23 protein-coding genes and 1 other annotated feature are annotated in these 24,967 nt (G+C 51.1%); of the genes, 14 read left to right on the top strand and 9 right to left on the bottom strand.

The window, feature by feature from the left end; genetic code table 11:
* The first annotated feature begins 316 nt into the window (after positions 1–316).
* From galE to ACJ8HT_RS13775, 13 genes are all read left to right on the top strand, one after another.
* Positions 317–1,330: a UDP-glucose 4-epimerase GalE gene (gene galE, locus ACJ8HT_RS13715; protein ID WP_197652098.1), complete on the top strand. Its 1,014-nt coding sequence runs from the start codon at positions 317–319 to the stop codon at positions 1,328–1,330.
* A 487-nt stretch (positions 1,331–1,817) separates the two neighbouring features.
* The gene (gene galU, locus ACJ8HT_RS13720; protein ID WP_197652097.1) at positions 1,818–2,705 is read left to right on the top strand and encodes a UTP--glucose-1-phosphate uridylyltransferase GalU; all 888 of its coding nucleotides are present in this window, start codon (positions 1,818–1,820) and stop codon (positions 2,703–2,705) included.
* A 314-nt stretch (positions 2,706–3,019) separates the two neighbouring features.
* On the top strand, positions 3,020–3,787 hold the full coding sequence (locus ACJ8HT_RS13725) for an ABC transporter permease (protein WP_019454384.1): 768 nt from the start codon (positions 3,020–3,022) through the stop codon (positions 3,785–3,787).
* A complete protein-coding gene (locus ACJ8HT_RS13730; protein ID WP_049272859.1) occupies positions 3,787–4,527 on the top strand; it encodes an ABC transporter ATP-binding protein in 741 nt (246 codons plus the stop codon). Before ACJ8HT_RS13725 ends, ACJ8HT_RS13730 begins: the two co-directional genes overlap by 1 nt.
* Positions 4,528–4,558: 31 nt before the next feature.
* Positions 4,559–6,442 (top strand): DUF4422 domain-containing protein, encoded by a 1,884-nt coding sequence (locus tag ACJ8HT_RS13735; RefSeq protein ID WP_197652096.1) that lies wholly within the window; start codon positions 4,559–4,561, stop codon positions 6,440–6,442.
* Positions 6,443–6,446: 4 nt separating this feature from the next.
* Entirely contained in the window at positions 6,447–7,601 is a 1,155-nt protein-coding gene (gene glf / locus ACJ8HT_RS13740) for a UDP-galactopyranose mutase (protein ID WP_197652345.1), read from the top strand.
* Entirely contained in the window at positions 7,598–8,497 is a 900-nt protein-coding gene (locus ACJ8HT_RS13745) for a glycosyltransferase (RefSeq protein ID WP_197652095.1), read from the top strand. Before glf ends, ACJ8HT_RS13745 begins: the two co-directional genes overlap by 4 nt.
* A 14-nt stretch (positions 8,498–8,511) precedes the next feature.
* On the top strand, positions 8,512–9,654 hold the full coding sequence (locus tag ACJ8HT_RS13750; protein WP_033650622.1) for a glycosyltransferase family 4 protein: 1,143 nt from the start codon (positions 8,512–8,514) through the stop codon (positions 9,652–9,654).
* Positions 9,655–9,907: 253 nt separating this feature from the next.
* Positions 9,908–11,314 (top strand): NADP-dependent phosphogluconate dehydrogenase, encoded by a 1,407-nt coding sequence (gndA, locus tag ACJ8HT_RS13755; protein ID WP_042784055.1) that lies wholly within the window; start codon positions 9,908–9,910, stop codon positions 11,312–11,314.
* 222 nt (positions 11,315–11,536) lie between these two features.
* Positions 11,537–12,637: an acyltransferase family protein gene (locus ACJ8HT_RS13760; RefSeq protein ID WP_197652094.1), complete on the top strand. Its 1,101-nt coding sequence runs from the start codon at positions 11,537–11,539 to the stop codon at positions 12,635–12,637.
* A 50-nt stretch (positions 12,638–12,687) separates the two neighbouring features.
* A complete protein-coding gene (locus tag ACJ8HT_RS13765; protein WP_197652093.1) occupies positions 12,688–13,710 on the top strand; it encodes a glycosyltransferase in 1,023 nt (340 codons plus the stop codon).
* A 1-nt stretch (position 13,711) separates the two neighbouring features.
* Positions 13,712–14,986 carry a glycosyltransferase gene (locus ACJ8HT_RS13770; protein WP_197652092.1) on the top strand — a complete coding sequence of 425 codons (1,275 nt, stop codon included), beginning with the start codon at positions 13,712–13,714 and terminating at the stop codon, positions 14,984–14,986.
* 149 nt (positions 14,987–15,135) lie between these two features.
* Positions 15,136–16,506, top strand: a complete 1,371-nt coding sequence (locus ACJ8HT_RS13775; RefSeq protein ID WP_197652091.1) for a glycosyltransferase family 2 protein — start codon at positions 15,136–15,138, stop codon at positions 16,504–16,506.
* A gap of 120 nt (positions 16,507–16,626) precedes the next feature.
* Here ACJ8HT_RS13775 and hisIE read toward each other — a convergent pair whose 3' ends face one another.
* The 9 genes from hisIE to hisL all read right to left on the bottom strand — a co-directional run bounded on the left by hisIE (position 16,627) and on the right by hisL (position 23,913).
* Positions 16,627–17,247 carry a bifunctional phosphoribosyl-AMP cyclohydrolase/phosphoribosyl-ATP diphosphatase HisIE gene (gene hisIE, locus ACJ8HT_RS13780; RefSeq protein ID WP_197652090.1) on the bottom strand — a complete coding sequence of 207 codons (621 nt, stop codon included), beginning with the start codon at positions 17,245–17,247 and terminating at the stop codon, positions 16,627–16,629.
* On the bottom strand, positions 17,241–18,017 hold the full coding sequence (hisF, locus tag ACJ8HT_RS13785; protein ID WP_041034248.1) for an imidazole glycerol phosphate synthase subunit HisF: 777 nt from the start codon (positions 18,015–18,017) through the stop codon (positions 17,241–17,243). The genes hisIE and hisF overlap by 7 nt, the downstream gene beginning before the upstream one ends.
* Positions 17,999–18,736: a 1-(5-phosphoribosyl)-5-[(5-phosphoribosylamino)methylideneamino]imidazole-4-carboxamide isomerase gene (gene hisA, locus ACJ8HT_RS13790; RefSeq protein ID WP_197652089.1), complete on the bottom strand. Its 738-nt coding sequence runs from the start codon at positions 18,734–18,736 to the stop codon at positions 17,999–18,001. Before hisA ends, hisF begins: the two co-directional genes overlap by 19 nt.
* A gap of 5 nt (positions 18,737–18,741) precedes the next feature.
* Positions 18,742–19,332 carry an imidazole glycerol phosphate synthase subunit HisH gene (hisH, locus tag ACJ8HT_RS13795; protein ID WP_033637766.1) on the bottom strand — a complete coding sequence of 197 codons (591 nt, stop codon included), beginning with the start codon at positions 19,330–19,332 and terminating at the stop codon, positions 18,742–18,744.
* Positions 19,332–20,399, bottom strand: coding sequence for a bifunctional histidinol-phosphatase/imidazoleglycerol-phosphate dehydratase HisB (hisB, locus tag ACJ8HT_RS13800; RefSeq protein ID WP_033637767.1), 1,068 nt, complete (start codon positions 20,397–20,399; stop codon positions 19,332–19,334). Before hisB ends, hisH begins: the two co-directional genes overlap by 1 nt.
* Complete coding sequence (hisC, locus tag ACJ8HT_RS13805; protein WP_197652088.1) at positions 20,396–21,484, bottom strand: histidinol-phosphate transaminase; 1,089 nt, start codon at positions 21,482–21,484, stop codon at positions 20,396–20,398. The genes hisB and hisC overlap by 4 nt, the downstream gene beginning before the upstream one ends.
* Positions 21,481–22,788, bottom strand: coding sequence for a histidinol dehydrogenase (hisD, locus tag ACJ8HT_RS13810; protein WP_197652087.1), 1,308 nt, complete (start codon positions 22,786–22,788; stop codon positions 21,481–21,483). Before hisD ends, hisC begins: the two co-directional genes overlap by 4 nt.
* A gap of 4 nt (positions 22,789–22,792) precedes the next feature.
* Complete coding sequence (gene hisG, locus ACJ8HT_RS13815; RefSeq protein ID WP_063989350.1) at positions 22,793–23,692, bottom strand: ATP phosphoribosyltransferase; 900 nt, start codon at positions 23,690–23,692, stop codon at positions 22,793–22,795.
* 71 nt (positions 23,693–23,763) lie between these two features.
* Positions 23,764–23,890 (bottom strand) — a sequence feature (His leader region).
* A complete protein-coding gene (gene hisL / locus ACJ8HT_RS13820; RefSeq protein ID WP_100396937.1) occupies positions 23,866–23,913 on the bottom strand; it encodes a his operon leader peptide in 48 nt (15 codons plus the stop codon). It overlaps the preceding feature by 25 nt.
* A 229-nt stretch (positions 23,914–24,142) precedes the next feature.
* Here hisL and ACJ8HT_RS13825 point away from each other — a divergent pair, with 229 nt between their 5' ends.
* Positions 24,143–24,967, top strand: a complete 825-nt coding sequence (locus tag ACJ8HT_RS13825; protein ID WP_015377257.1) for an SDR family oxidoreductase — start codon at positions 24,143–24,145, stop codon at positions 24,965–24,967.

The raw sequence follows: 24,967 nt of genomic DNA on the forward strand, positions 1-24,967 counted from the left end.
GACAGCCACCGCTTGCATAGATTGTTTTGTGTCATTCTACCTACGATGAGGTGCGCCTTAGTTTCTTTCCTCGCAATGAGACCCTCTTTTCTGTTTTGCTCCCCTCGTATCCTGCCTTTCTCGTGACGCCCCGTTCGGGGCGTAAGTCGCATAAAATCATTACGATATCCAGGCCAGGTCTGTATCTGTCCGCTGCAGGTAGCCTCAATGGTATGATTCAACCAGATGTATTCTGATGTTTATCACCACGTATCCCGTTAGAATGAGCGTCTATCTAACCTTAAGGCCGTACTTTAGCGTAATCAAAGGAGCTTGCATGACAACCCTAGTCACCGGTGGTGCCGGTTACATCGGATCCCACACCGTTTTATCTCTGTTGGAACGTGGCGAAGACGTGGTGGTGTTGGACAACCTGTCGAACTCTTCTGCTGAGTCGTTACGTCGTGTGGAAAAATTGACGGGGAAAGCCACCGTGTTCTATCAGGGCGATATCCTGGATGCTGAGTATCTGCAGCGTATCTTCGAGGCGCACGACATCTCGGCCGTGATCCATTTTGCCGGCCTCAAGGCAGTTGGGGAGTCGACTCGCAAACCGCTTGAGTATTATCAGAATAACGTCACCGGCACGCTGGTACTGTTGGATGCTATGCGCCGTGCCGGCGTACATGATTTCATCTTCAGTTCTTCCGCTACTGTCTATGGGGCCAATTCGCCGGTGCCATATGTTGAGACAACACCGATCGGCGGCACGACCAGCCCTTATGGCACGTCTAAGCTGATGGTGGAGCAGATCCTGCAAGATTTCGCTAAGGCAGAGCCGCAATTTTCGATCATTGCCTTGCGTTACTTTAACCCGGTAGGTGCCCATGAATCGGGTTTGATCGGTGAAGATCCTAACGGTATTCCCAATAACCTCTTGCCTTACATCTCGCAGGTGGCTATCGGCAAGCTGGAGAAGTTGGGTATTTTCGGCGGTGACTATCCTACGCAAGACGGCACGGGAGAGCGTGATTACATTCACGTCATGGATTTGGCCGAAGGCCATCTCAAAGCGATGGATCATCTGGCGAAGATCAATGGCTTCAAGGCTTATAACCTGGGGGCTGGTGTAGGGCATTCGGTTCTGGCGATGGTTCAGGCATTTGAAAAAGCGTCCGGCGTAACGATCCCTTACCAAATATTGCCTCGCCGCGACGGCGATCTGCCTGCTTTCTGGGCGAACGCGGATCTGGCATATCGAGAGCTGGGATGGAAAGTTCGTCGGAATATCGATGATATGATGCGCGACACTTGGAACTGGCAGAAAAAAAATCCGCAAGGGTATAAGTAAGAATACTGATATAAAGTTAAGCAATGAAAAGCCCACATCAAGCTGTGGGCTTTTTCGTTGTTATCTGTGGCGAGTGAGGGAAACGCAGCTTTAGTAATTAGCAATCATTCTCAATAACTTGATGTTTTTGTTAGTGTGCTAATTATATTTTCCTTTCGTGGCCCCCTCCAACCCTGCAGGCGCAAAAAGTGCCAAGAGCCAGAAGACTCTTAGGGTTAGTGAGAAAGTGTACGGGATTTTGCTTTTTTTTATTTTTATTCAATGCATTGAAATTTTTCTTGGTGACTGGCGGTTACTGCATAGACAAATGACGTTTTGTCTATGTGGCGTTAATGTATTAACTTCCCACATGGGTGTATAATTCAGCCCGAAGAAAATAGAGGCCCCTTGGTTGCATAGCAGGGGGCGGTGATAACGTTGAGTGTTATCGCGATAATTTTGACATGTTGCATTAATGAAACTGAAGTCGTTGGGAGCCCCCACAGATATGCTGAAAGCTGTCATCCCCGTTGCCGGTCTTGGTACCCGCATGTTACCGGCCACAAAGGCAATTCCTAAGGAAATGCTGCCGGTTGTAGACAAACCTCTTATCCAATACATCGTAAATGAATGCGTTGCTGCCGGTATTAAAGAGATTATTCTGGTCACGCACTCGTCAAAAAATGCGATTGAAAACCACTTTGACACCTCGTTTGAATTGGAAAGCATGCTGGAGTCACGCGTTAAGCGCCAACTGCTGGAAGAAGTTCAGTCTATCTGTCCGAAAGGCGTGACCCTGATGCATGTAAGGCAGGGGCAATCTAAAGGATTGGGCCATGCGGTACTCTGTGCCAGACCTCTGATCGGTGATGCGCCGTTTGCCGTATTGCTGCCGGACGTGCTGATGGACGATATTGCCTCCGATCTGACGAAAGATAACCTCGCCAGTATGATTGCCCAATTCGAAGCGCACGGTCGCAGCCAGATCATGGTAGAACCTGTGCCAGAAAAAGATGTGTCCAAATACGGTGTGGTCGATTGTCGCGGCGTGGCTGTGGCGCCAGGCCAAAGTGTGCCGATGCATGCGATCGTCGAAAAACCTTCTCAAGAAGAGGCGCCTTCAAATTTGGCCGTCGTTGGTCGCTATGTTTTGGCAGCTGATATCTGGCCGCTGCTGGAAAAAACGCCTTATGGTGCTGGCGGTGAGATCCAGCTTACCGATGCCATCGCCATGTTGATGGAGCAAAAACCGGTTGAGGCTTTCGCCATGGTTGGACGTTCGCATGACTGTGGCGATAAATTAGGTTACATGAAGGCCTTTGTTGAGTATGGTCTTCGTCATCCAACGCAGGGTGAAGCATTTTCTGAGTGGTTAAAGGGGATGCTGCCGGCTTAAACACCTGCGGTACCTGACGAATCCAGCCGATTCCTAAAGTAAAATGGAGCGGCTGGATGTAGCTTGAGGGCAGGCTACACGCGCTCATCTTGGTGTGTAGCGAACTGGGTGCAGGAAGTTTTCCCGGTTATGAAGTAAAATCAACAGGTTGTTTTAAGTGTGCTCTGGTTGCCGCAATGCCAGGGGCGGTAGCGTGGCTGCGATTAGTTGAGAAACGCATTCTACCCATTCTGCCACCCAGGTTACGCTGGACCTGAAGACGTACGGCCATGTTTCATCTGTCAGGGAATTTCAATCTTAAATCGAGTTTTTATATGAAGTATAGCTTAGGTTATCTTTGGGATTTGGCTTCGGTCATCACAGAGAAAGAATTAAAAGTAAGATATAAAAGCAGCTTCTTTGGCTATTTATGGTCAATTGCTAATCCATTACTCTTTGCTATGATCTATTATTTTATTTTTAAATTGGTCATGCGGGTTCAAATACCAAACTATACCATTTTTATTATTACAGGCCTGTTCCCCTGGCAGTGGTTTGCCAGTTCAACGACTAACTCCTTATATTCGTTTATTGCAAACGCACAGATCATCAAAAAAACCGTATTTCCGCGTTCGGTTATTCCTTTTAGTAATGTCCTAATGGAGTGCCTGCATTTCCTGTGCACGATTCCGGTCATTATCTTCTTTCTCTATGTTTATGACATGCGTCCATCAATCGATTGGCTTTGGGGAGTTCCGCTTATCGGCATCGCACAAATGATGATGACCTTCGGGATCGCGATGATGCTATCAACGCTGAATCTTTTCTTCCGCGATCTGGAACGCTTCATCACGCTGGGCATCATGCTGATGTTCTACTGCACGCCGATTTTATACTCCGGTGATATGATTCCAGAACAATATCGATTCCTGATTGATTTTAACCCACTGGCTAACATGATACTGAGCTGGCGTGATCTTTTTATGAATGGTGTAATTGATTATCATCAGATAGGCATGCTCTACGGATATGCGTTACTGTTCATTATCATCGGCGTCAGCATTTTCAATAAGTTGAAGTACAGATTTGCAGAGATATTATAATGAGCGTAGCTATAGAATTTAAAAACGTCACTAAGCGCTATCCATTATATCATCATATTGGATCTGGCATTAAAGAGCTGATTTTTAACCCTCGTAGAGCGTTGAGTTTACTGAGCGGCCGCAGTTATCTGGCGATAGAGGATATTAGTTTCCAGGTGAAAAAAGGCGAATCGGTTGCGCTTATAGGCCGAAACGGTGCAGGGAAGAGTACGTCGCTTGGTTTGGTCGCCGGTGTGATGAAACCGTCATCCGGTTCGGTTCATGTCGTTGGTCGGGTGGCTTCGATGCTGGAGTTAGGCGGCGGCTTTCACCCCGAACTGACTGGCCGCGAGAATATTCGACTGAATGCGACGTTGTTAGGCCTTCGTCGTAAGGAATTGAAGCAGCGTCTGGATAAAATTATCGAGTTTTCCGAGCTGGGTGAATTTATCGATGAGCCAATTCGAGTTTACTCCAGCGGTATGTTGGCGAAGCTGGGGTTCTCGGTCATTACGCAGGTTGATCCAGATATTCTGATTATCGATGAGGTCTTGGCAGTCGGGGACATTTCATTCCAACGAAAATGCCTTGAAACAATCAATGAGTTCAAGAAGAAAGGGGTGACAATTCTTTTTGTTAGCCACAATCTTCGTGATATCGAAAAAATTTGCGATAGAGTTATTTGGATAGAAAACCATAAGATGAAAGTTATGGGTGAGGCTCATTCTGTTATAGCGCAATATAAAGAAGCAATGAGTTGAAATTCATAATCGTGATTGCCAGGTAGTGCAAATGCAGAATATTAAAATATATACATGTCATCACAAGCCTAGTGCTTTTCTCGACTCAAAGTGGATACAGCCAATCCACGTCGGTAAGGCTAATAGCCTTACCGAGATTGGATGCCTTGGTGATAATACGGGTGATAATATATCGTTCAAAAACCCATTTTATTGTGAGCTGACTGCGCATTACTGGGTGTGGAAAAATGCAGAGCCAGCCGACTATGTTGGGTTTATGCACTACCGCCGTCATCTAAACTTTTCTGAAGATCAGCGTGTTCCTGAAGATCGATGGGGTGTGGTGGGGGCTGAGAAGATAAGTAAAGAATACCAAGATAAATTTGGTTTGAATGACGAAGCGATTCCTCTGTGTCTCGAAGGCGTCGATATTGTTTTGCCTAAGAAATGGGATGTCGGTGCTGCAGGTAGCAAGAATAATTATCAGCATTATAAAATCTCTAACCATCTGCATATCGAAGACTATGATGCTGCATTGACCGTGTTGGAGGAGCTTTACCCCGAATATATCACCGCTGCAGAAAAATTTAACCAAGCATCAGATGGTTATTATACGAATATGTTCGTGATGAGAAAGGATATCTTTGAGGACTATTCAATTTGGCTCTTTTCTATTTTGGATAAATTGGAAGAAAGGCTGAGATTTAAAAATTACAACGATCAGGAAAAGCGAGTTGTCGGCCACATAGCAGAGCGGTTACTTAATATTTATGTTGGCCACAAGCGAGAGGTTGAGACCTTAAATATTAAAGAATTGCAGAGAACTTTCATTAAGAATGAGACCTTCTCGGCGACCCTGGAACCTGCATTCTCTGATAATAATGTACCAGTTGTCATTTGCTTCGATGATAATTATGCAATTAGCGGGGCTGCATTAATCAACTCTATCATTAAGCATGCTAATCCTCTTTTGAATTATGATTTGGTGGTGCTTGAGAACGGAGTCTCTCTGGCGAATAAGCAGCGTTTCTTTTCTCTGCTTGCTGAGCATGACAATATCCATCTTCGCTTCTTTGATGTTAACGCTTTTTCAGAGATAAAGAATGCGTTTACGCGTGCGCATTTTAGCGCTGCAACCTATGCGCGTTTGTTTATTCCTCGGTTGTTTGTTGAGTATGAAAAAGTGATCTTTATTGACTCGGATACAGTAGTCGAGAATGATTTGGCAGAGTTACTCGATATTCCGTTGGCCGATAATTTGGTTGCGGCGGTAAAAGATATCGTAATGGAAGGATTCGTTTTGCTTGGTGCCATGTCACAATCCAGTGATGGGGTGATGCCGGCGAAGGAGTACCTTTCTTCTTCATTGGATTTAACCAATCCAGATGAATATTTCCAAGCGGGAATATTAGTATTTAACATCGTTCAGATGAATCAAGAAAATACCTTTTCCAGTCTGATGGAGGCCATGCAGAGCAAGCGATACTGGTTCCTCGATCAGGATATTATGAATAAAGTCTTCCATGGTCGCGTACATTATTTGCCGTTGGAATGGAATGTCTATCATGGTAACGGTAATACAGAGACATTTTTCCCCAACTTGCCATTTTCGACCTACATGCGTTTCCTTGAGGCGCGTCGTAATCCGAAGATGATTCACTTCGCTGGTGAGAATAAACCGTGGAATACGCGTTACGTTGATTTTTTTGATAATTATTACAAGAATATACTGAATACGCCCTGGGCTCCGGAGCTTTATGCCCGCTTGCAAGGCGAGAGGAAGGATTTTTCACCCACACGTAAGAATAGTGGGGCACCGATATTAAAACGCTCCATAATGTTTATTCTTAATAGTGTAGCGCCGAAAGGGACAATGCGGCGTAATGCAATGACCAAATACTACTACAAATTTAGGCAGCTAATTCGCGGATCATAAGATGATGAACAGTAAGAAAATTTTAATCGTTGGAGCAGGCTTTTCCGGTGCGGTAATCGGGAGAAAGTTGGCTGAGCAAGGCCATCAAATTCATATTATCGATCGTCGTACCCATATCGCTGGCAACTGCTACGACGCTCGGGATGAAAAGACGGATGTAATGGTACATACCTATGGCCCGCATATTTTCCATACTGACAACGAGCAAGTCTGGAACTTTGTGAATCAGTACGCCACAATGATGCCTTATGTTAACCGCGTAAAAGCGACGGTCAACGGCCAGGTTTTCTCGCTGCCGATCAATTTGCACACCATCAATCAGTTCTTCAAAAAAACCTGTTCACCAACGGAAGCGAAAGCCTTGATCGCCGAGAAAGGCGATTCCAGCATTACCGACCCGCAGTCGTTTGAAGAGCAGGCGCTGCGCTTTGTCGGCAAAGAACTGTATGAAGCCTTCTTCAAAGGCTACACCATCAAGCAGTGGGGCATGTCTCCGGCGCAGTTACCGGCCTCGATCCTCAAACGTCTGCCAATTCGCTTTAATTATGATGATAACTATTTCAATCATAAATTCCAGGGGATGCCGAAAGACGGTTATACCAAGATGGTTGAAGGTATTTTGGATCACCCGAACATCTTGGTGGAGCTGAATACCCAGTTCCAAATGCAGGACCGCGAGGGCTACGATCATGTGTTTTACAGCGGCCCGCTGGATGCGTTCTATGATTTCCAGTTTGGGCGCCTCGGCTACCGTACGCTGGACTTTGAGAAATTTACCGTGGAAGGGGATTATCAAGGCTGTGCTGTGATGAACTATTGTGAACAGTCGGTACCTTATACTCGCATCACCGAGCATAAGTACTTCTCCCCTTGGGAACAGCACGAAGGGTCGGTTTGCTATAAAGAGTACAGCCGCGCTTGTGAAGAAAACGATATCCCTTATTATCCGATTCGTCAGGTCGGTGAAATGGCATTGCTGGAAAAATACGTCGATTTGGCCGAAAAAGAACATGACATTACCTTCATTGGTCGCCTGGGTACGTATCGCTATCTGGACATGGACGTGACCATTGCCGAAGCGTTGAAAACCGCTGAAACCTATCTGGCCAGTCTGGAGCAAGAAAACGCTATGCCAGTATTCACGGTCAGCATCAGATGAGATGTTCGGCGTTAATTGTTACATTCAATCGCCTGGAAAAATTAAAACAATGTTGGGCGGCAACTTCTGCGTTGCCGTTTGATGACATTGTCATTGTCGATAACGCTTCGACCGACGAAACGCAGTCGTGGCTGCACGGTATCGAAGATAGCCGTTTGCACGTCATACGCGCCGCGCAAAATGACGGCGGCGCAGGCGGGTTCAGGCTCGGAGCTGAATATATTGCGAGCAAGATAGACACTGACTGGGTGTTTATGTTCGATGATGACGCTTATCCCGATCACGCATTATTGACACGTTTCGCTGAATTGGCGCAACGGTTTGACTATGCTGCCTACTGTTGCCGAGTCTTGGATAAGCAAGGGACGTTATGCAAAATGAACGTACCTTTCAGCAAGATGCCAACGTCGTTGGTACAGACTTTGGGTTATATTTCCAGACCCGTACGTTACATCCCCGCAGAGCTTACGCCCGCGGATGTCGTGACTTTCTCATTTGTTGGTGCAATAATACGCAAAGACGTTTTAGCTGCTAACATTGAGTACATCTGGCCAGAACTTTTTATTTATTATGATGATCTTTACTTCTCTTACAGGTTGAGTCAACAAGGGTATCGGTTCCGGTACTCACCAGAGTTGGTATTTCTGCACGATGTGCCTGCTAACCAGGGGGGGATAAACCCGTCCTGGAAAGCCTACTATCTGGTCAGAAACCTGCTCCTTTCAAGGACGCTTTTCAACAAACATGAAAGACCTTACTCACTCGGAGCTATCGTGTTACGTATTGCAAAATATTTACTTTCTTTTACCTCTCAAGGAAAAAAAGGCGAATATATTAAATACGTAGTGCGCGGTATTGTTGACGGTATATCACGTAAAAATGGTAAACAACATTAGCCGGTAAGAGTTAAATGAAAAAGATTTGTTATTTTATCAACTCAGATTGGTACTTTGAACTGCATTGGGTTGAAAGAGCGCTGGCGGCTCAGGCTGCTGGCTATGAAATCCACGTTGTCAGCCACTTTGTGGGAGACGACATTCAGCAAAAGTTGGCAGATAAAGGTTTCATCTGCCACGATTCGTCGGTATCTGAGCTGTCCATCAACCCGTTCAATTTCTTTGGTTCATTGGCCAAGGTATGGTCATTGCTGAAAAAAATTGACCCTGACGTACTGCATTGCATCACTATCAAACCTTGCTTGATGGGTGGGTTCTTTGCGCGTTTTTACAACAAGCCGATTATTCTAGGCTTTGTCGGGCTTGGACGTGTCTTTATGGAGGATAAATTGTCAATGAACGTCATTCGTTATCTGACGTTACATTCGTACAATCATATCTTTAAGAACAAAAAATGCTTGCTGGCCTTTGAGCATGAACACGACCGCGATCGGCTTCTGGCGCTGACTGAAGCGAAAAAAAGCCAAACGGTTGTGATCGATGGTGCTGGTATTAACCCCGATATTTATCACTACTCGCTAGAAATCAACCGCGAAAAGCCGGTCGTCCTGTTCGCCAGCCGTTTGCTCTGGAGCAAAGGATTGGGCGATCTGGTTGAGGTGAAAAAGCGCTTGGCGCAGAAAGGCGTGGATTTTGTGTTGAATGTGGCGGGAATTTCCATTGTTGACGATCCGGATGCTATTCCGCTGTCGCAAATAGAAGAATGGCATCAGCAAGGGCTCATCAACTGGTTGGGTCGTTGCAGCGATGTTTACAGCCTGATTGAAGCCTCTAACGTTGTCGCTCTGCCTTCTACGTATTCAGAAGGCATTCCACGTATTTTGCTGGAAGCGTCTTCGGTTGGGCGTGCTTGTATCGCTTATGACGTGGGCGGCTGCCAAAGTCTGATTATTGATGAGTACACCGGTAGCCTGGTGGAAATGCGCAATATCGAGGTTCTGGCAGAGAAGTTGGAACAGCTGCTTACCAGCCCAAGCAAGCGTGTCGAGATGGGGGTGCGCAGCCGTGAGCGTATCGAGAGCAAGTTCGCCTCATCATTGGTTATTGATGACACGCTAAAGCTCTATCAGCGTGCGATCGCAGCCGGAAGTTATTGAGCGTCTTGTGAACGTTGGGTTTTTCGCTGAAAGGGCAGTGGAAAACCCAAATTTGTAAGCAAGAGCCATGGCAGTAACCTAAATCGCTGTTATTGTCGCGATTGTGCAATTTTTGATGGTTCGCAATCTGTTGCAAAGCCTATCGCACCAATCACTACCCACCCGGCTCAATCCTGAGTTAACATGTGTGCCACATCACAAAACCTGCTGGCCGACGTTGCCAGCAGGGTCATCCTCAGACAGGAGTTCCTAAATGTCCAAGCAACAAATCGGCGTTGTCGGCATGGCGGTAATGGGCCGCAACCTCGCGCTGAACATCGAGAGCCGTGGTTACACCGTTTCCATTTTCAACCGTTCTGGCGACAAAACTGACGAAGTGATCGCTGAGAACCCGGGCAAGAATCTGGCGCCGTATTACACCGTTGAAGAGTTTGTCGAATCGCTGGAAAAACCGCGCCGCATCCTGCTGATGGTGAAAGCGGGCGAAGCAACGGATAAAACCATTGCCTCGCTGACTCCGCACCTGGACAAGGGCGATATCCTGATTGACGGCGGCAACACCTACTATCAGGACACCATCCGTCGTAACCGCGAACTGTCCGACCAGGGCTTCAACTTCATCGGCACCGGCGTTTCCGGCGGTGAAGAGGGCGCGCTGAAAGGGCCTTCCATCATGCCTGGCGGCCAGAAAGAAGCTTACGAGCTGGTGGCGCCAATCCTGGAGAAAATCGCTGCGGTTGCGGAAGGCGAGCCTTGCGTGACCTACATCGGCGCAGACGGTGCCGGCCACTACGTGAAAATGGTGCACAACGGCATCGAATACGGCGACATGCAGCTGATTGCCGAAGCCTATTCTTTGCTGAAGCAGGCGCTGAACCTGAGCAACGAGCAGTTGGCCGAAACCTTCGCCGAGTGGAACAAGGGTGAGCTGAACAGCTATCTGATCGACATCACCAAAGACATCTTCACCAAGAAAGACGAAGAGGGTAAATACCTGGTCGATGTGATCCTGGACGAAGCCGCCAACAAAGGCACCGGCAAGTGGACCAGCCAGAGCTCGCTGGATCTGGGGGAACCACTGTCTCTGATCACCGAATCGGTGTTCGCACGCTACCTGTCCTCGCTGAAAGATCAGCGCGTTGCCGCCTCTAAAGTGCTGACCGGTCCGAAAGTGGCACCGTTCACCGGCGACAAAGCTGAATTCATCGAGAAAGTGCGTCGCGCGCTGTATCTGGGCAAAATCGTGTCCTACGCGCAGGGCTTCTCTCAGCTGAAAGCCGCTTCTAAAGAAAACAACTGGGATCTGCACTACGGCGAAATCGCCAAAATCTTCCGCGCTGGCTGCATCATCCGCGCTCAATTCCTGCAGAAGATCACCGACGCTTATGCGGCGGACGCCGATATCGCCAACCTGTTGCTGGCGCCATACTTCAAGCAAATCGCCGACGAATACCAGCAGGCGCTGCGTGACGTGGTGGCTTATGCCGTGCAGAACGGTATCCCTACGCCAACCTTCTCCGCCGCGATCGCCTACTACGACAGCTACCGTTCTGCGGTGCTGCCGGCTAATCTGATCCAGGCGCAGCGCGATTACTTCGGCGCTCATACTTACAAGCGTACGGATAAAGAAGGTGTATTCCACACCGAGTGGTTAGACTAACATACTGTAATTGTTTGATATTTTAAACCACCATGTCATTGGCATGGTGGTTTTCTTGGCTTTAATTAATTATTTCCGCTAGCTGTTCCTGCATTCATTGTTGCTAATTCATTTGGCGTCATTCCCTCTGTCTTCAATATTGCGAAATTACCAGGACAGCATATATATGCTGACTCTCAACGACACTATTAGATAGAGAGAAAGGCTTATACAAAGGTTTTTATGAAAAAAATAACCTACCTTGAAGGTTTACGGGGTATATGCTGTTTTATTGTTATTATTGATCACTGTGTCAGCATCTATAAGCCAGATATTAGATATACATCGTTTAGCGATATCGGAGGGATGCTACGGCGGTTAATTGCATGGACACCGTTAAATATAGTTTACAGTGGAATTGCGCCTGTTTGCATCTTCTTCATTCTAAGCGGTTTTGTTCTTTCAATTAAGTTCAATAAAACCCACGAGAGTAGTGCCATATTCAATGGCGTTGTAAAGAGATACCCGAGACTGGTTCTTCCTATTTTAGCCTCTATGCTGATGAGTGCATTGCTATATTATGTATTGAAGTATACAACTGGTCATGTGATTGAACTCGGTTTTATTCCAGCGGTTCTTGAAGCGGTGTATTTCGCGCCTTTCCAACATGTACCGCTGCATAATTATGCACTGTGGACTATATCTTTCGAATTTTATGGATCTTTTATTGTTTTCGGTCTGCTTGCTTTTTTCGGCATGCATCGTAGGCGACTAATATTTTATGCATTGGTTTTCTCTTTCCTTTATGCATGGGGCTCCTTTTATTGTCTCTTCGTCTTTGGAATGATTCTAAACGATTTATACATTGGCAATAAATTTAAAATCCATGGAGTGCTGCGTGCGCTTATGTTTTTGATCGGCATTGTGTTGGCAACTTCGCCGTATGAACGGGATGGTGTGTATTTATACGGGGGGGTCTATAAATACATCGAATATATATCCGTTGGTTCATATCGTGATACTTATCAAATGCTTATGTTGACGGGAAGTATGCTGATTTTCATGTCTATTTTAGGCAGCAGTTTGAGCGAAAAGTTGCTCGAAAATAAGCTGGCGCAGTTTTTGGGACGCATCTCTTTCCCGTTATATGTCGTACACGTCTGTATACTTAATATTGTCGCAGCAATAGCGAAGAGTTATTATGGTGAGATTCACATGTCTACATTCATTATGCTGTTGTTAGTAACCGTATCAGTATGCCTACTGCTTTCTTACTACTTTGAAAAGTATGTTGATTTGCCCTCAATCAAAATGGCAAATGTATTCGCTAAAAAAATAGCATGATTTTAGCAACTATCAAATATATGGCTGAAATTTTTAAGTGGATTCAATGAATGAATAAGGATGCTATGATCGACGTTAATAGTAATGCTTCCGCAGCAAACGAAAGCGTTAAGGTCTCGATAATAATCCCGGTATACAATGCTCAGAATTTCATTGTTGCAACCCTGGATTCTATTTTACGTGCGATTAAGAGTACATATGAAATCATCCTTGTCGATGATTGCTCAAGTGACAATACTATCTTGGTGATCGAGGATTATCTTGCCCAGAGAGAAAATATCAAGCTCATTAGGCAAGAGAAAAATCAGGGGCCGGGTGTTGCCCGAGATGTAGGCCTGGCATCAGCGAGCGGTGAGTATACGATCTTCTTCGACAGCGATGACTTTATGTTGCCTAATGTGGCTGATAATGCCATCGCCAAGCTTGAAAAAGAAAAACTGGACGTTGCTGTAACTCAGTACAATATCGTTTATGGCAAAGCCAAAGAAAGCATTGGCATGTGGGAAGGCGATGAGAAGTTGTTTGAGGAAGTGCGTGTAAAATATGGTGATATCCTTTCTCTGCAAATGTTACCCAATTTTCTGACGCTAACAAATTACCCTTGGAATAAAGTCTGTAGAACACAATTTTTAAAGGATAATGACATAAAATTTGGCAGTTTGCGTCTGCATGAAGATATTTTACCTCACTGGAAAATTTTGATGAATGCAGAAAAGATTGTCATTCTGAACGACGCAATATGTAATTATATGCTTTGCCCAGAAGGCAGCAATGTGACTAATAATAAAAGTCAGTTACGTATGCAGTGCGTAGATGCTATTGCCGAATTATATGACTATATTAAGTCAGATGAGCGCTATGGTGTATATACAACGAGTTTCTTCGTGTTTAGCGTTAATCTGGTTGATTGGGCAAAAGAAAATATAGTCATTGACTTCAAATCAGCACTAATCTCCAAAGTGAGAGACGTTTTCCTGCAGAGTAGCTACAGCGATCTGCAAAAAATTTTCCACACGGATAAATATATTCATTCTAAAGTGTGTGAGTATTTAGTTAATAAAAAGGTTTTTTGAAATGACTGCAAAATTATCTATCATTGTCACATCCTATAACATCGAAAAGTACATTGGCGAATGTTTGGACAATGTTCTGGCTCAAACGCTAGAAGATATTGAAATCATTGTAGTGGATGATGGTTCTAAAGACAGCACGCCGAAAATTATCGAATCATATGCCGAGAAAGATCAGCGCATCATTCCTATTCTGATGAAAGAGAACTCACCTGGTGGGGTTGCTACCGTTGCCAATATAGGCATGGAAGCAGCTACAGGCGAATTCATTGGTTTTGCCGATGGTGACGATCTTTACGATCCGACAATGTTCGAAAAGCTTTATAACATTGCAGTGGCTGAAAATGCCGATGTCGCGATGTGTAATTTCCTCGAGTTTGAGACAGAAACCGGTATCGAAAATGCGCCGTATGAGCCTGCGTGGGCACCATTGGCGAAAGAGCCTGTTTGGGATATCCGCAGTGTTGAGAACAAGAAGAAAGTTCTCGAGTTATTGCCTGTGCCATGGCGTAAAATTTACAAGCGTAAACTCATTACTGACAATAATCTGAAATTCCCTGTTGGAAAATACTTCTTTGAAGATAATGGATTCCATTGGTTTGTCACGTTAACGTCAGATAAAGTCTGCTTTGTCGACGAAGTGCTGTGCTATCACCGACGTAATCGTGCTGGCCAGACGATGATGGCGGGTGGGGATCGGTTGCTCGGCGTTTTCCTGCAGCACCAGGTTATTTTTGACTATCTTGAAAAGTCAAAAATGCTGGCGCAATATCGTGAGTACTCACTCAACTGGCTGATTGGCCATATTGCTTGGGTAAGCCAGGTTCTCACACCTACATTTTCCACAGAGTTCTACCAAACGCTGTTGCCGCATGTAAAACGCTATCAGAAAGATGAAATTCAGCGGTACTTGTCTACGCGCTTCTATGACAGAAAAACGGTAGGTCTGGTTATCGCACTGATGAAAGAAAGCAGTGCAGATTTCTCAGAAGTCATGAATGGCTGGGTAGCGAAAACAAAGGCTGAAAAATTACGCTTCAACTACGACAAACTGGGTGCGAGTGGTTTGCTGAACATGCTGGTACGTGTTGGCAAGCACAAGTTTGTCGAACGCGGGCTACATCGCAAGAGTACGCGAACTTTGTTAATTGAAAACAATGCAAAACTGGATTCTATTCATTGGCGTTTGTCGGAATTAGAGCGGATGGTTGAATCTGGATTTATTCTGCAGGAACAGAGAATTGCAGAAATAAAGAAACAGGTTGAAGAAATTAAGTAATTAGAAAGGGGCCTTATGCGACAGCATAAGGCTTTTTTCATTTTCTCTCCTTCGATTATATGATTATGGGATTAAGCGCGGGAGGTTTCACTGGGGGCCAATGTCATTTCTATAGTTGGCTTTATTACAATAAACATGGTGGAATAATAATGTCTGAAGATAAAACGATACCCTATGTTTCGGTAGTCATGCCAGTTTTCAATGCCGAGATTTATATTTTCGATGTCATTGATAAAGTCAGAAAGCAAACGCTGAAATCGCTCGAGATTATTATCGTTGACGATAATTCCACGGATAGTACCAAGGCGATCCTGGAACGTATTGCTGCCGAGGATGACAGGGTTATATTGCTTTCCGGAGTTGAAGGTGGAGGTGCAGGTGCTGCGCGCAATGTTGGTTTAAGCCATGCTAGAGGTGAGTTTGTTGTTTTCCTCGATGATGATGATTTCGTTGATGAAAACCTGATGGAAAAGGCCTATTCAATGGCGAAATCGCATGATGCCGATGTTGTCATTTATAGAAGCCAGTTCTATAACGTTCAGCAGGATAAGCATCTGTCGATACCCTGGTCGATACGCACAGATCTGCTGCCACAAAAAAACGTATTCTCTTCCGTTGAGATTGAAAAGGACTTTTTTAACGCTTTTGTTTGGTGGCCTTGGGACAAAATGTTGAAGCGTGAGAGGATATTAGCTGAAGGTTTGCAATTTCAACAGATAAGAACTTCAAACGATCTCTATTTCATTTGTGCGTTCGTTTTGTTATCTGAAAAAATATGCATTCTTGATGATGTATTAATTGATCACACTGTTTCCAGAGAAACATCTCTGTCTAATACCCGCGAAAAGTCCTACCACTGTGCAATTGATGCGTTGGAAGCATTGAGATCCTTAATGATTGAGCGAGGGTTCTATGATGGACGAAAAATCGATTTTATCAACTACTCGGCTTCATTCCTCGAGTGGCATCTGAATACCCTGTATGGTAAGGCTTACTTCACATTATATGAAGATGTCAGAAATTATCTGAATAAACTCGGTGCCAAGTTTGAGGATCTTTACGAAGAAAGAACACAAGTCTTTTTCGACAGTCTTTATCGTTTGTCAGCGGATGACTATCTCTTTTATTTAAGTCGACGTCTGCAGAATGAAAACGATGAGCTGGTTTCTGCTAATTATGATCTCTCTTCTGCCAATCGCGAAACCGCATCATCTTATCAGATATTGTCCACCTCCTATCAAGATGCCTGCGCAGAACTTAAACGGAAAGAGGAATTGGAACAGAAGTTTCATGCTGAGCAGCAAGCTATCGAGGCTAAGCTGAGTTCCTTAGAGGTTCGACTCAGAGCTCACGAAGAGGTAATTCTTGAGAAAGCCCATCAATTGAGAGACGCCGAAAAAGAGAGAGAGGCGCTTACGCATCAACTCAAAGAGTTAGAAACGCATAATCGTGAGATCGTGAATTCTTGGCCATGGCGGATGATGGCTCTGTTTTGGCCTTCGCGTAAAAGCGACAAATAAGATTCGCGTAGTGTAGGCTGGAAGCGGCTCTCTCCTGCTGCAGATTTCTATTTCCTGTGAACAAATAAAAAGCCGCCGAGGTTAACGCCCGGCGGCTTTTTTATTGTGCGTGATTTAACGTCACGCTTTTTTCTGATGCCGCTCGCGCAGCCGGCCGATCACCGCGCTCAGATCCAAATCCTGGTCCTGCAGCAGCACCAGCAGGTGATAGATCAGGTCCGAAGCTTCGTTGGTCAGCTCTTCGCGATCGTTGACCGTGGCGGCCAGCGCGGTTTCCACGCCTTCCTCCCCGACCTTCTGCGCGATGCGTTTGGTGCCGCTGGCGTACAGGCTCGCAGTGTACGAGCTGTCCGGGCTGGCGTGCTTGCGCTCCGCCAACAGCTGCTCCAGCTGATAGAGGAACGCCCAGTCGCTGGCGGCCGGGTGGAAGCAGCTGCTGTTGCCGAGGTGGCAGGTCGGGCCGATCGGGTTGGCCAATACCAGCAGCGTGTCGTTATCGCAGTCTGGCGTGATGCTGACCACCTTGAGGAAGTGGCCGGAGCTTTCACCCTTGGTCCACAGACGCTGCTTGGTGCGTGAGAAGAAGGTGACGTTACCGCTCTGCTCGGTAGCCGCCAACGCTTCCTGCGTCATGTAACCCAGCATCAGCACTTCGCCGGAAACGGCGTGCTGCACGATGGCCGGCATCAGGCCGTCGGTTTTTTCCCAGTCCAGCTGGTTTCTCTGTTGTTCTGTCAGCACACGCGAATCTCCACGCCTTGTTCAACCAGGAACCTTTTCAGTTCGCCGATATTGATGATTTGTTTGTGGAACACCGACGCCGCCAGCGCGCCGTCGACGTCCGCATCACGGAACGCTTCCAGGAAGTGCTCCATGGTGCCCGCGCCGCCCGAGGCGATCAGCGGCACCTTGCAGGCCTCGCGCACCAGGCGCAGCTGCTGCAGATCGTAACCGTTGCGCACGCCGTCCTGGTTCATCATGTTCAGCACGATCTCACCGGCGCCGCGGCGCTGCACTTCCTGTACCCAGTCGAGGGTTTCCCACTGGGTGATGCGGGTGCGGCTCTCATCGCCGGTATATTGGTTGACGTGATACTTGCCGGTTTCACTGTCGAACCAGGTGTCGATGCCTACCACGATGCACTGCACGCCGAAGCGTTCCGCCAGGCGGCTAATCAGCTCAGGATCGGCCAGCGCCGGCGAGTTGATTGAAATCTTGTCGGCGCCGAAAGACAGGATCTGGCTGGCGTCCTCGGCGCTTTTAATGCCGCCGGCGACGCAGAACGGGATATCAATCACCTCCGCCACGCGCGATACCCAGCTTTTGTCCACCACCCGGCCGTCGCTCGAGGCGGTGATATCGTAAAACACCAGCTCGTCCGCACCTTCTTGCGCATAGCGCTGCGCCAGAGGCACAATGTCGCCGATGATTTCGTGGTTGCGGAACTGCACGCCTTTCACCACTTGCCCGTCTTTAACATCCAGACACGGGATTATCCGTTTTGCCAGCATGCGATCGCCTCCTCAACGCTAAATTTACCTTCCAGCAGGGCGCGCCCCACGATCACGCCGGCAACGCCGCTGCCGCGCAGCTGGGCGATGTCGTCCAGATTACCGATGCCGCCTGAGGCTTGGAAGGCCACCTGCGGATAACGGCGGCTGATCGCCTGATACAGCGCCACGTTGGAACCGGCCAGCGTACCATCGCGCGAAATGTCGGTGCACAGCACGTGCTTGAGCCCGTAGGGCAGGAACTGCTCCACCACCTGTTCCAGCGTGGCGTCGGAATCCTCCTGCCAGCCGCTGATGGCCACGCGTTTCACGCCCTGCGCGTCGATGCGCACGTCCAGCGCCAGCACCAGCGCGTCGGCGCCGTAGCGCTCGAACCAGCTCTGCACCAACTGCGGCTGTTTCACCGCGGTGGAGCCGATCACCACGCGCGTGGCGCCGGCCTCCAGCAGGGCGCTGACGTCCTGCTCGTTGCGGATGCCGCCGCCGACCTGCACCGGCACGTCAACCCCCGCCAGCAGCTTGCGCAGCAGCGGGATCTGGCGCGCCGCCGGATCCTTGGCGCCGGTCAGATCGACCAGGTGCAGCACCTGTGCACCTTGCCGTTGATAGTCCTGCAGGCGTAACAGCGGATCGTTGCCGTAGTCGCGCTGTTGGCCGTAATCGCCCTGATGCAAACGCACCACGTTGCCGTCGATCAAATCCAAAGCCGGAATAATCATGCTGCCTACATCTCCAGAAAGTTTTTCAACAGTTGCGCGCCGGCCGCTCCAGAACGTTCTGGATGAAACTGCACGCCGAAGAAGTTGTCTTTTTGCACGGCGGCGGTGAAGGGCTCGCCGTAGTTCGCCTGGGCGATGGTGCTGGGGCATATCGGCATCGCATAGCTGTGAACGAAATAGAAGTAGGCGCCGTCATCGATGCCGCGGAACAGATGGTGGCCCGCCTGCGCGGACACCTGGTTCCAGCCCATGTGCGGCAGCGGCAGGCCGAAGTCGGTCATCTGCTTGACCGGCGTATCGATGAGGCCGAGCGTGGTCACACCGCCGTTCTCTTCGCTGCTGGCCGCCAGCAGCTGCATGCCGAGGCAGATGCCCAGCACCGGCTGCGTGCAGGCCTTGATCAGTTCGATCAGATCGCGCTCGCGCAGTTGATCCATCGCCGCCTGTGCGGTGCCGACGCCCGGCAGGAACAGCTTGTCGGCGCGCAGCACGATCTCCGGATCGCGGCTCACCTCCGGCTGATAGCCCAGGCGCCGCACCGCGTAGGTGACGGAGGCCAGGTTGGCGCAGCCGGTATCCAAAATCACCACGTTCATCACAGCACTCCTTTCGAACTCGGCAGGGTATTGCCCTCGACGCGGATCGCCTGGCGCAGCGTGCGGCCAAACACTTTGAACAGGCTCTCGACCCGGTGGTGGTCGTTTTTGCCCTTGGTTTTCAGGTGCAGCGTGCAGCCCATGGTGTAAGAGAGCGAACGGAAGAAATGCTCGACCATTTCGGTGCTGAGATCGCCGACGCGCTGATAGTTGAACTCGGCCTTGTACTCCAGGTGTGGGCGGCCGGAGATATCCAGCGCGCAGCGCGCCAGGCATTCGTCCATCGGCAACACGAAGCCGAAGCGGGCGATGCCGCGTTTGTCGCCGAGTGCCTTGTTCAGCGCTTCACCCAGCGCCAGGCCGGTGTCTTCCACCGTGTGGTGATCGTCGATATACAGATCGCCTTTGACGTCGATCTCCATGCGGAAGCCGCCGTGGGTGGCGATCTGATCCAGCATGTGATCGAAGAAGCCGACGCCGGTTTTGATCTTGCTGCCGCCTTCGCGATCCAGCCAGACGTTGACGTCGATCTGCGTCTCTTTGGTCACGCGATTAACCCGCGCGTGGCGATCGCGCAGGGTCAGCTGGCGCACGATCTCTTTCCAGCCCAGCACGCCGCGCTGGTAGCGCAGCCCCTGGATGCCCATGTTTTCTGCCAGCTGCACGTCGGTCGGCCGATCGCCGATCACGTAGCTGTGGGCGGCATTCAGCACGCCGGGTTCGAGGTAACCCTTCACCAGCGCAGTTTTCGGCTTGCGGCAGTCGCAGTTGTCCGCCGGCAGGTGCGGGCAGATCAGCACATCGGCGAACTGAATGCCCTGCGAGCTGAGGATCTGCATCATCAGGTTGTGCGGCGGATCGAAGGTTTCCTGCGGGAAACTGGCGGTGCCGAGCCCATCCTGATTGGTGATCATCACCAGCTGATACCCCGCCTGTTGCAGCGCCAGCAGGGAAGGGATCACGTCCGGCTCGAGCGCCAGCTTGTCCAGGCGGTCAACCTGGAAATCTTCCGGTGGCTCGGCGATCAGCGTGCCGTCACGATCGATAAAGAGGATTTTTTGGCTCACATAGGCTCCTGGCGAGTCTGGTTGGTGCCGGGCAGGGCGGACAAGGCGTCCACCACGCGTTGACATTCGTCGCGGGTGCCTATGGTGATGCGCAGGCAGCCGGACAACCCGGGCTGTTTGTTTTGGTCTCGTAAGATAATGCCCTGATCCCACAAGCTTTTAAACACATTACTTGAGGCGGTGAAGCGGGCCAGCAGGTAATTGCTGTCGCTGGCGAAAACCTGCTCGACGCAGGCGCATTTTTCCAACTGTTGCTGCAGCCAGCTGCGGGTGGCGGCAATGTCGGTGACGCGCTGGCGCATGGTGCGGATACCTTCTTCGCTCAGCGCCTGCGCGGCGATATCCGCCACCGGCGTCGAAAGCGGGTAAGGCGCGATCACTTTCAGCAGCAGGGCGATCAGATCTTCGTTCGCGAGCGTAAAGCCGCAGCGCAGGCCGGCCAGCGCAAAGGCCTTCGACAGCGTGCGCAGGATAGCCAGGTGCGGATAGTCGCTCAGCCACCCGGCCACCGAGGCCTGCGGGCAAAACTCGATATAGGCTTCGTCCACCGCGACGATCGCCTTGCCTTTGGCCAGCTCCAGAAGGTTGCGCAGAGAGTCCGGGTCGATCAGGTTGCCGGTCGGGTTGTTCGGGCTGCAGACGTAGATCAGCTTCACATTGTCCAGGCTGTCTGCGATGGCCGGCAGATCCAGCTGCCAATCTTCTTTGGCGGCCACGGTGCGGCGCTCCACGCCAAAGGTTTCGGCGCTGACGGCGTACATGCCGTAGGTCGGCGGGCAGAACAGAATGGCGTCTTTGCCCGGTTCGCAGAAGGCGCGGATCAGCAGCTCGATGCCTTCATCGGCGCCGCGGCTGACCAGCACCTGCTCTTTCCTCACCCCGGCGTAGGCGGCGTAGCGTTCGATCACCAACGCCGGCTGGCACTCCGGATAGCGGTTGAAGGTTTGCGCGGTCAGCTGGAACTCGGGCGCGATCGGATATTCGTTGGCGTTCAACCACACGTCACCCTTACCGCCGAGGCGGCGCGCCGATTGATAAGGGGTCAGCTCGCGAACGTTGGCGCGCGCCAGTTTTTCGATGCTCATGCTTGCTCCTTCAGGGCGGCGACGCGCAGGGTCACGGCGTTTTTGTGGGCGATCAGCTGCTCGGCGGCAGCCAGCGTCTCGATGGTGGCGGCCAGGTTGCTGAAGCCCTGCGGCGTCAGTTCCTGCACCGTCATGCGTTTTTGAAAATCGGCCAGCCCCAGGCTGGAGCAGGTGGCAGTGTAGCCGTAGGTCGGCAGCACGTGGTTGGTGCCGGAGGCGTAATCGCCGGCGGACTCCGGCGACCAGTCGCCGAGGAATACCGAACCGGCGCTGGTGATGCCGTCTACCAGCTCGCGCGCATTGCGGGTCTGAATGATCAGGTGCTCCGGGCCGTAGCGGTTGCTGATGGCCACGCACTCAGGCAGATCGCGCGCCACGATCAGGCGGCTGCTCGCCAGCGCCTGGCGCGCGGTCTCGGCGCGCGGCAGCTCGGCCAGCTGGCTTTCCACCGCTTCGGCCACTGCCTGCGCCATTGCCGCGTCCGGCGTCAGCAGGATCACCTGCGAATCTGGGCCGTGTTCGGCCTGCGACAGCAGATCGGAGGCGACGAACGCCGGGGTGGCGCCGGCGTCGGCGATCACCAGCACCTCCGAAGGCCCGGCCGGCATGTCGATAGCCGCGCCGTCGAGACGCTGGCTGACCTGCCGCTTGGCTTCGGTCACGAAGGCGTTGCCCGGCCCGAAGATTTTCGCCACGCGCGGCACGCTTTCGGTGCCGAACGCCAGGGCGGCGATCGCCTGCGCGCCCCCGACCTGAAACACTTCCTGCACGCCGCACAGCTGTGCCGCATACAGGATCTCATCGGCGATCGGCGGCGGCGAGCACAGCACCACCCGGCGGCAACCGGCGATGCGCGCCGGCGTCGCCAGCATCAGCACGGTGGAGAACAGCGGCGCCGACCCACCGGGAATATACAGGCCCACTGAGTCGATTGGGCGGGTCACCTGCTGGCAGCGCACGCCCGGCTGCGTTTCGACGTCCACCGGCGGCAGTCGCTGCGCGTTGTGGAAGGTTTCCACGTTGGCGACGGCCACCGCCATCGCCTGTTTGATGTCATCGCCCAGTCGGGCGCAGGCGGCGGCGATCTGCTCGGCGCTGACGCGCAGCGCGGCGACCTGCGCCTTGTCGAAACGGGCGCTGTAGTCGCGCAGCGCCCGATCGCCGTTGGCCTTCACGTTGTCGAGGATCTCGCTCACCGTGCGGGTGATGCTGTCGGAAGCGGTGATTGCCGGGCGCATCAGCAGCTCGGTCTGGCGTTCGGCGCTGCACGTTGCCCAATCGATCGGCGTGTTGAAGGTCGACATGGCGTTACTCCATCATCTTTTCAATCGGCAGCACCAGAATCGAGCTGGCGCCGAGCGCTTTCAGTTTTTCCATGGTTTCCCAGAACAGGGTTTCGCTGCTCACCATGTGCATCGCCACGCGGTTCTGCGCGCCGGCCAGCGGCAGAATGGTCGGGCGCTCGGCGCCCGGCAGCAGCGCGACGATCTCGTCCAGCTTCTCGCTCGGCGCGTGCAGCATGATGTATTTGGATTCGCGCGCCTGGATCACGCCCTGAATGCGGGTCATCAGGCGGTCGATCAGCTGCTGCTTGGCTTCCGGCATTTCGCCGTCGCGCTGAATCAGGCAGGCCTTGGAGCGGTAGATCACTTCCACTTCGCGCAGGCCGTTGGCCTCCAGCGTAGCGCCGGTAGAAACCAGATCGCAGATGGCGTCGGCCAGGCCGGCGCGCGGCGCCACTTCCACCGAGCCGTTCAGCAGGCAAGATTTAAAGCGCACGCCCTGCTGGTCGAGGTATTGCTTCAGCAGGTGCGGGTAAGAGGTGGCGATGCGGGCGTCCTGCAGGCTTTGCGGGCCGGCGTATTCGGCGTCGAGCGGGGTGGCCAGCGACAGGCGGCAGCCGCCGAAATCGAGGCGGCGCAGGGTGAAGTAACGCGGGTCTTCACCCTGGGCACGGCGGCTGAGCAGCTCTTCTTCCAGCACGTTTTCGCCGATGATGCCCAGATCGACCACGCCATCCATCACCAGGCCCGGAATGTCGTCGTCGCGCACGCGCAGGATATCGATCGGCATGTTTTCCGCGAAGGCGATCAGGCGTTGCTGCTGCAGGTTGATCTTGATGCCGCAGCGCGCCAGCAGCTCCTGGGATTCATCGCTCAGGCGGCCCGACTTCTGCATTGCGATCCGTAAACGTGTCTTGTCCAGCATGGTAACCTCTGTTTAATCTGTAATTTTATGAATTTATTGTAAAAACTATTCTTTTCTGTCTGTCCGGAGCCAAAAAAAAACCCTCGGAAGAAATCTTCCGAGGGCTCTCTCTTGCGTTCTGCGCGCCACTGGAAGATTAACAAACCGTCTTCCAGCACTCATCGCCTGAAAGACTAGTCAGGGTGATGGTGATGATGGTGGTTGAACTGAACGCGTGTCATGGTGTTTTTCTCTAATCAAAAGCCGGTAAAAACCGTATGCCAATTAAGCTAAACTATCCGCTGTCCACCGCGCAACCCTTTTTTAACGTCATAAATTTAATTTATTGAAACAGGTTAGGTTATTAGCCACAGACGGCTTTACCTAACCTGAAGCCGGGCAGATTGTATCGCCGTGCACAGTGGCGTAGCCTTAGGGGTAGGGCGCTGCGATCTTCAGGAGAGGAAGAGGATGAAAAAGGTAGCCATTATTGGTTTGGGTTGGCTGGGCATGCCGTTGGCGCTGTCGCTGATGGGGCGCGGGTATGATGTGGTCGGCAGCAAAACCACGCCGGACGGCGTCGAGGCCGCGCGCATGAGCGGCATCGAATGCTATCAACTGGAGCTGACGCCTGAGCTGGTGTGCGATCCGGACGATCTGGAATCGCTGCTGCGCGTGGATGCGCTGGTGGTGACGCTGCCCGCTCGCCGCACCGTCGAAGGCAGCGAAAACTATTTCAATGCGGTGCGCATGCTGGTGGACAGCGCGATGGCCTTCGGCGTACCGCGGGTGATCTTTACCAGTTCCACCTCGGTGTACGGCGAAACCGCCGGCACGCTGCGCGAAGAGTCGCCGCTGCGGCCGGTCTCGCCGTCGGGCCGGGTGCTGGCCGAGCTGGAGCGCTGGCTGCATGAATTGCCGAACACCTCGGTGGACATTCTGCGGCTGGCGGGGCTGGTGGGCGCCGATCGTCACCCCGGCCGCTTCCTGGCGGGCAAACTCGACGTGAAGGGCGGTTCGCAGGGGGTGAATCTGGTGCACCAGGACGACGTCATCGCCGCCATCCAGCTGTTGCTGAAGCTGCCGAAGGGCGGCCACGTGTACAACCTGTGCGCGCCGCGTCATCCGGCCAAACGCGAATTTTATCCGGCGCTGGCCGAGCAGCTGCACCTGGAACCGCCGCAGTTCGCCGACGAAGCGGAGCAGGATGAGCGGCTGGTCGACGGCAACCGCATCTGCAACGAGCTGGGTTTTGAGTATCAGTATCCCGATCCGGCGCGCATGCCGGTCAGTTAA

The organism is Serratia sp. CY44782, from assembly GCF_052168715.1.
Taxonomy (GTDB): domain Bacteria; phylum Pseudomonadota; class Gammaproteobacteria; order Enterobacterales; family Enterobacteriaceae; genus Serratia; species Serratia nevei.

Coding starts and splice junctions, on each gene's coding strand:
- ACJ8HT_RS13775 (WP_197652091.1), top strand. CDS start 15,136: ATGTCTGAAGATAAAACGATACCCTATGTTTCGGTAGTCATGCCAGTT.
- hisA (WP_197652089.1), bottom strand. CDS start 18,736: ATGATTATTCCGGCTTTGGATTTGATCGACGGCAACGTGGTGCGTTTG.
- ACJ8HT_RS13770 (WP_197652092.1), top strand. CDS start 13,712: ATGACTGCAAAATTATCTATCATTGTCACATCCTATAACATCGAAAAG.
- hisG (WP_063989350.1), bottom strand. CDS start 23,692: ATGCTGGACAAGACACGTTTACGGATCGCAATGCAGAAGTCGGGCCGC.
- hisH (WP_033637766.1), bottom strand. CDS start 19,332: ATGAACGTGGTGATTTTGGATACCGGCTGCGCCAACCTGGCCTCCGTC.
- galE (WP_197652098.1), top strand. CDS start 317: ATGACAACCCTAGTCACCGGTGGTGCCGGTTACATCGGATCCCACACC.
- ACJ8HT_RS13730 (WP_049272859.1), top strand. CDS start 3,787: ATGAGCGTAGCTATAGAATTTAAAAACGTCACTAAGCGCTATCCATTA.
- hisC (WP_197652088.1), bottom strand. CDS start 21,484: ATGAGCATCGAAAAACTGGCGCGCGCCAACGTTCGCGAGCTGACCCCT.
- galU (WP_197652097.1), top strand. CDS start 1,818: ATGCTGAAAGCTGTCATCCCCGTTGCCGGTCTTGGTACCCGCATGTTA.
- ACJ8HT_RS13750 (WP_033650622.1), top strand. CDS start 8,512: ATGAAAAAGATTTGTTATTTTATCAACTCAGATTGGTACTTTGAACTG.
- ACJ8HT_RS13725 (WP_019454384.1), top strand. CDS start 3,020: ATGAAGTATAGCTTAGGTTATCTTTGGGATTTGGCTTCGGTCATCACA.
- ACJ8HT_RS13735 (WP_197652096.1), top strand. CDS start 4,559: ATGCAGAATATTAAAATATATACATGTCATCACAAGCCTAGTGCTTTT.
- glf (WP_197652345.1), top strand. CDS start 6,447: ATGAACAGTAAGAAAATTTTAATCGTTGGAGCAGGCTTTTCCGGTGCG.
- gndA (WP_042784055.1), top strand. CDS start 9,908: ATGTCCAAGCAACAAATCGGCGTTGTCGGCATGGCGGTAATGGGCCGC.
- hisD (WP_197652087.1), bottom strand. CDS start 22,788: ATGTCGACCTTCAACACGCCGATCGATTGGGCAACGTGCAGCGCCGAA.
- ACJ8HT_RS13745 (WP_197652095.1), top strand. CDS start 7,598: ATGAGATGTTCGGCGTTAATTGTTACATTCAATCGCCTGGAAAAATTA.
- hisF (WP_041034248.1), bottom strand. CDS start 18,017: ATGCTGGCAAAACGGATAATCCCGTGTCTGGATGTTAAAGACGGGCAA.
- ACJ8HT_RS13760 (WP_197652094.1), top strand. CDS start 11,537: ATGAAAAAAATAACCTACCTTGAAGGTTTACGGGGTATATGCTGTTTT.
- ACJ8HT_RS13825 (WP_015377257.1), top strand. CDS start 24,143: ATGAAAAAGGTAGCCATTATTGGTTTGGGTTGGCTGGGCATGCCGTTG.
- ACJ8HT_RS13765 (WP_197652093.1), top strand. CDS start 12,688: ATGAATAAGGATGCTATGATCGACGTTAATAGTAATGCTTCCGCAGCA.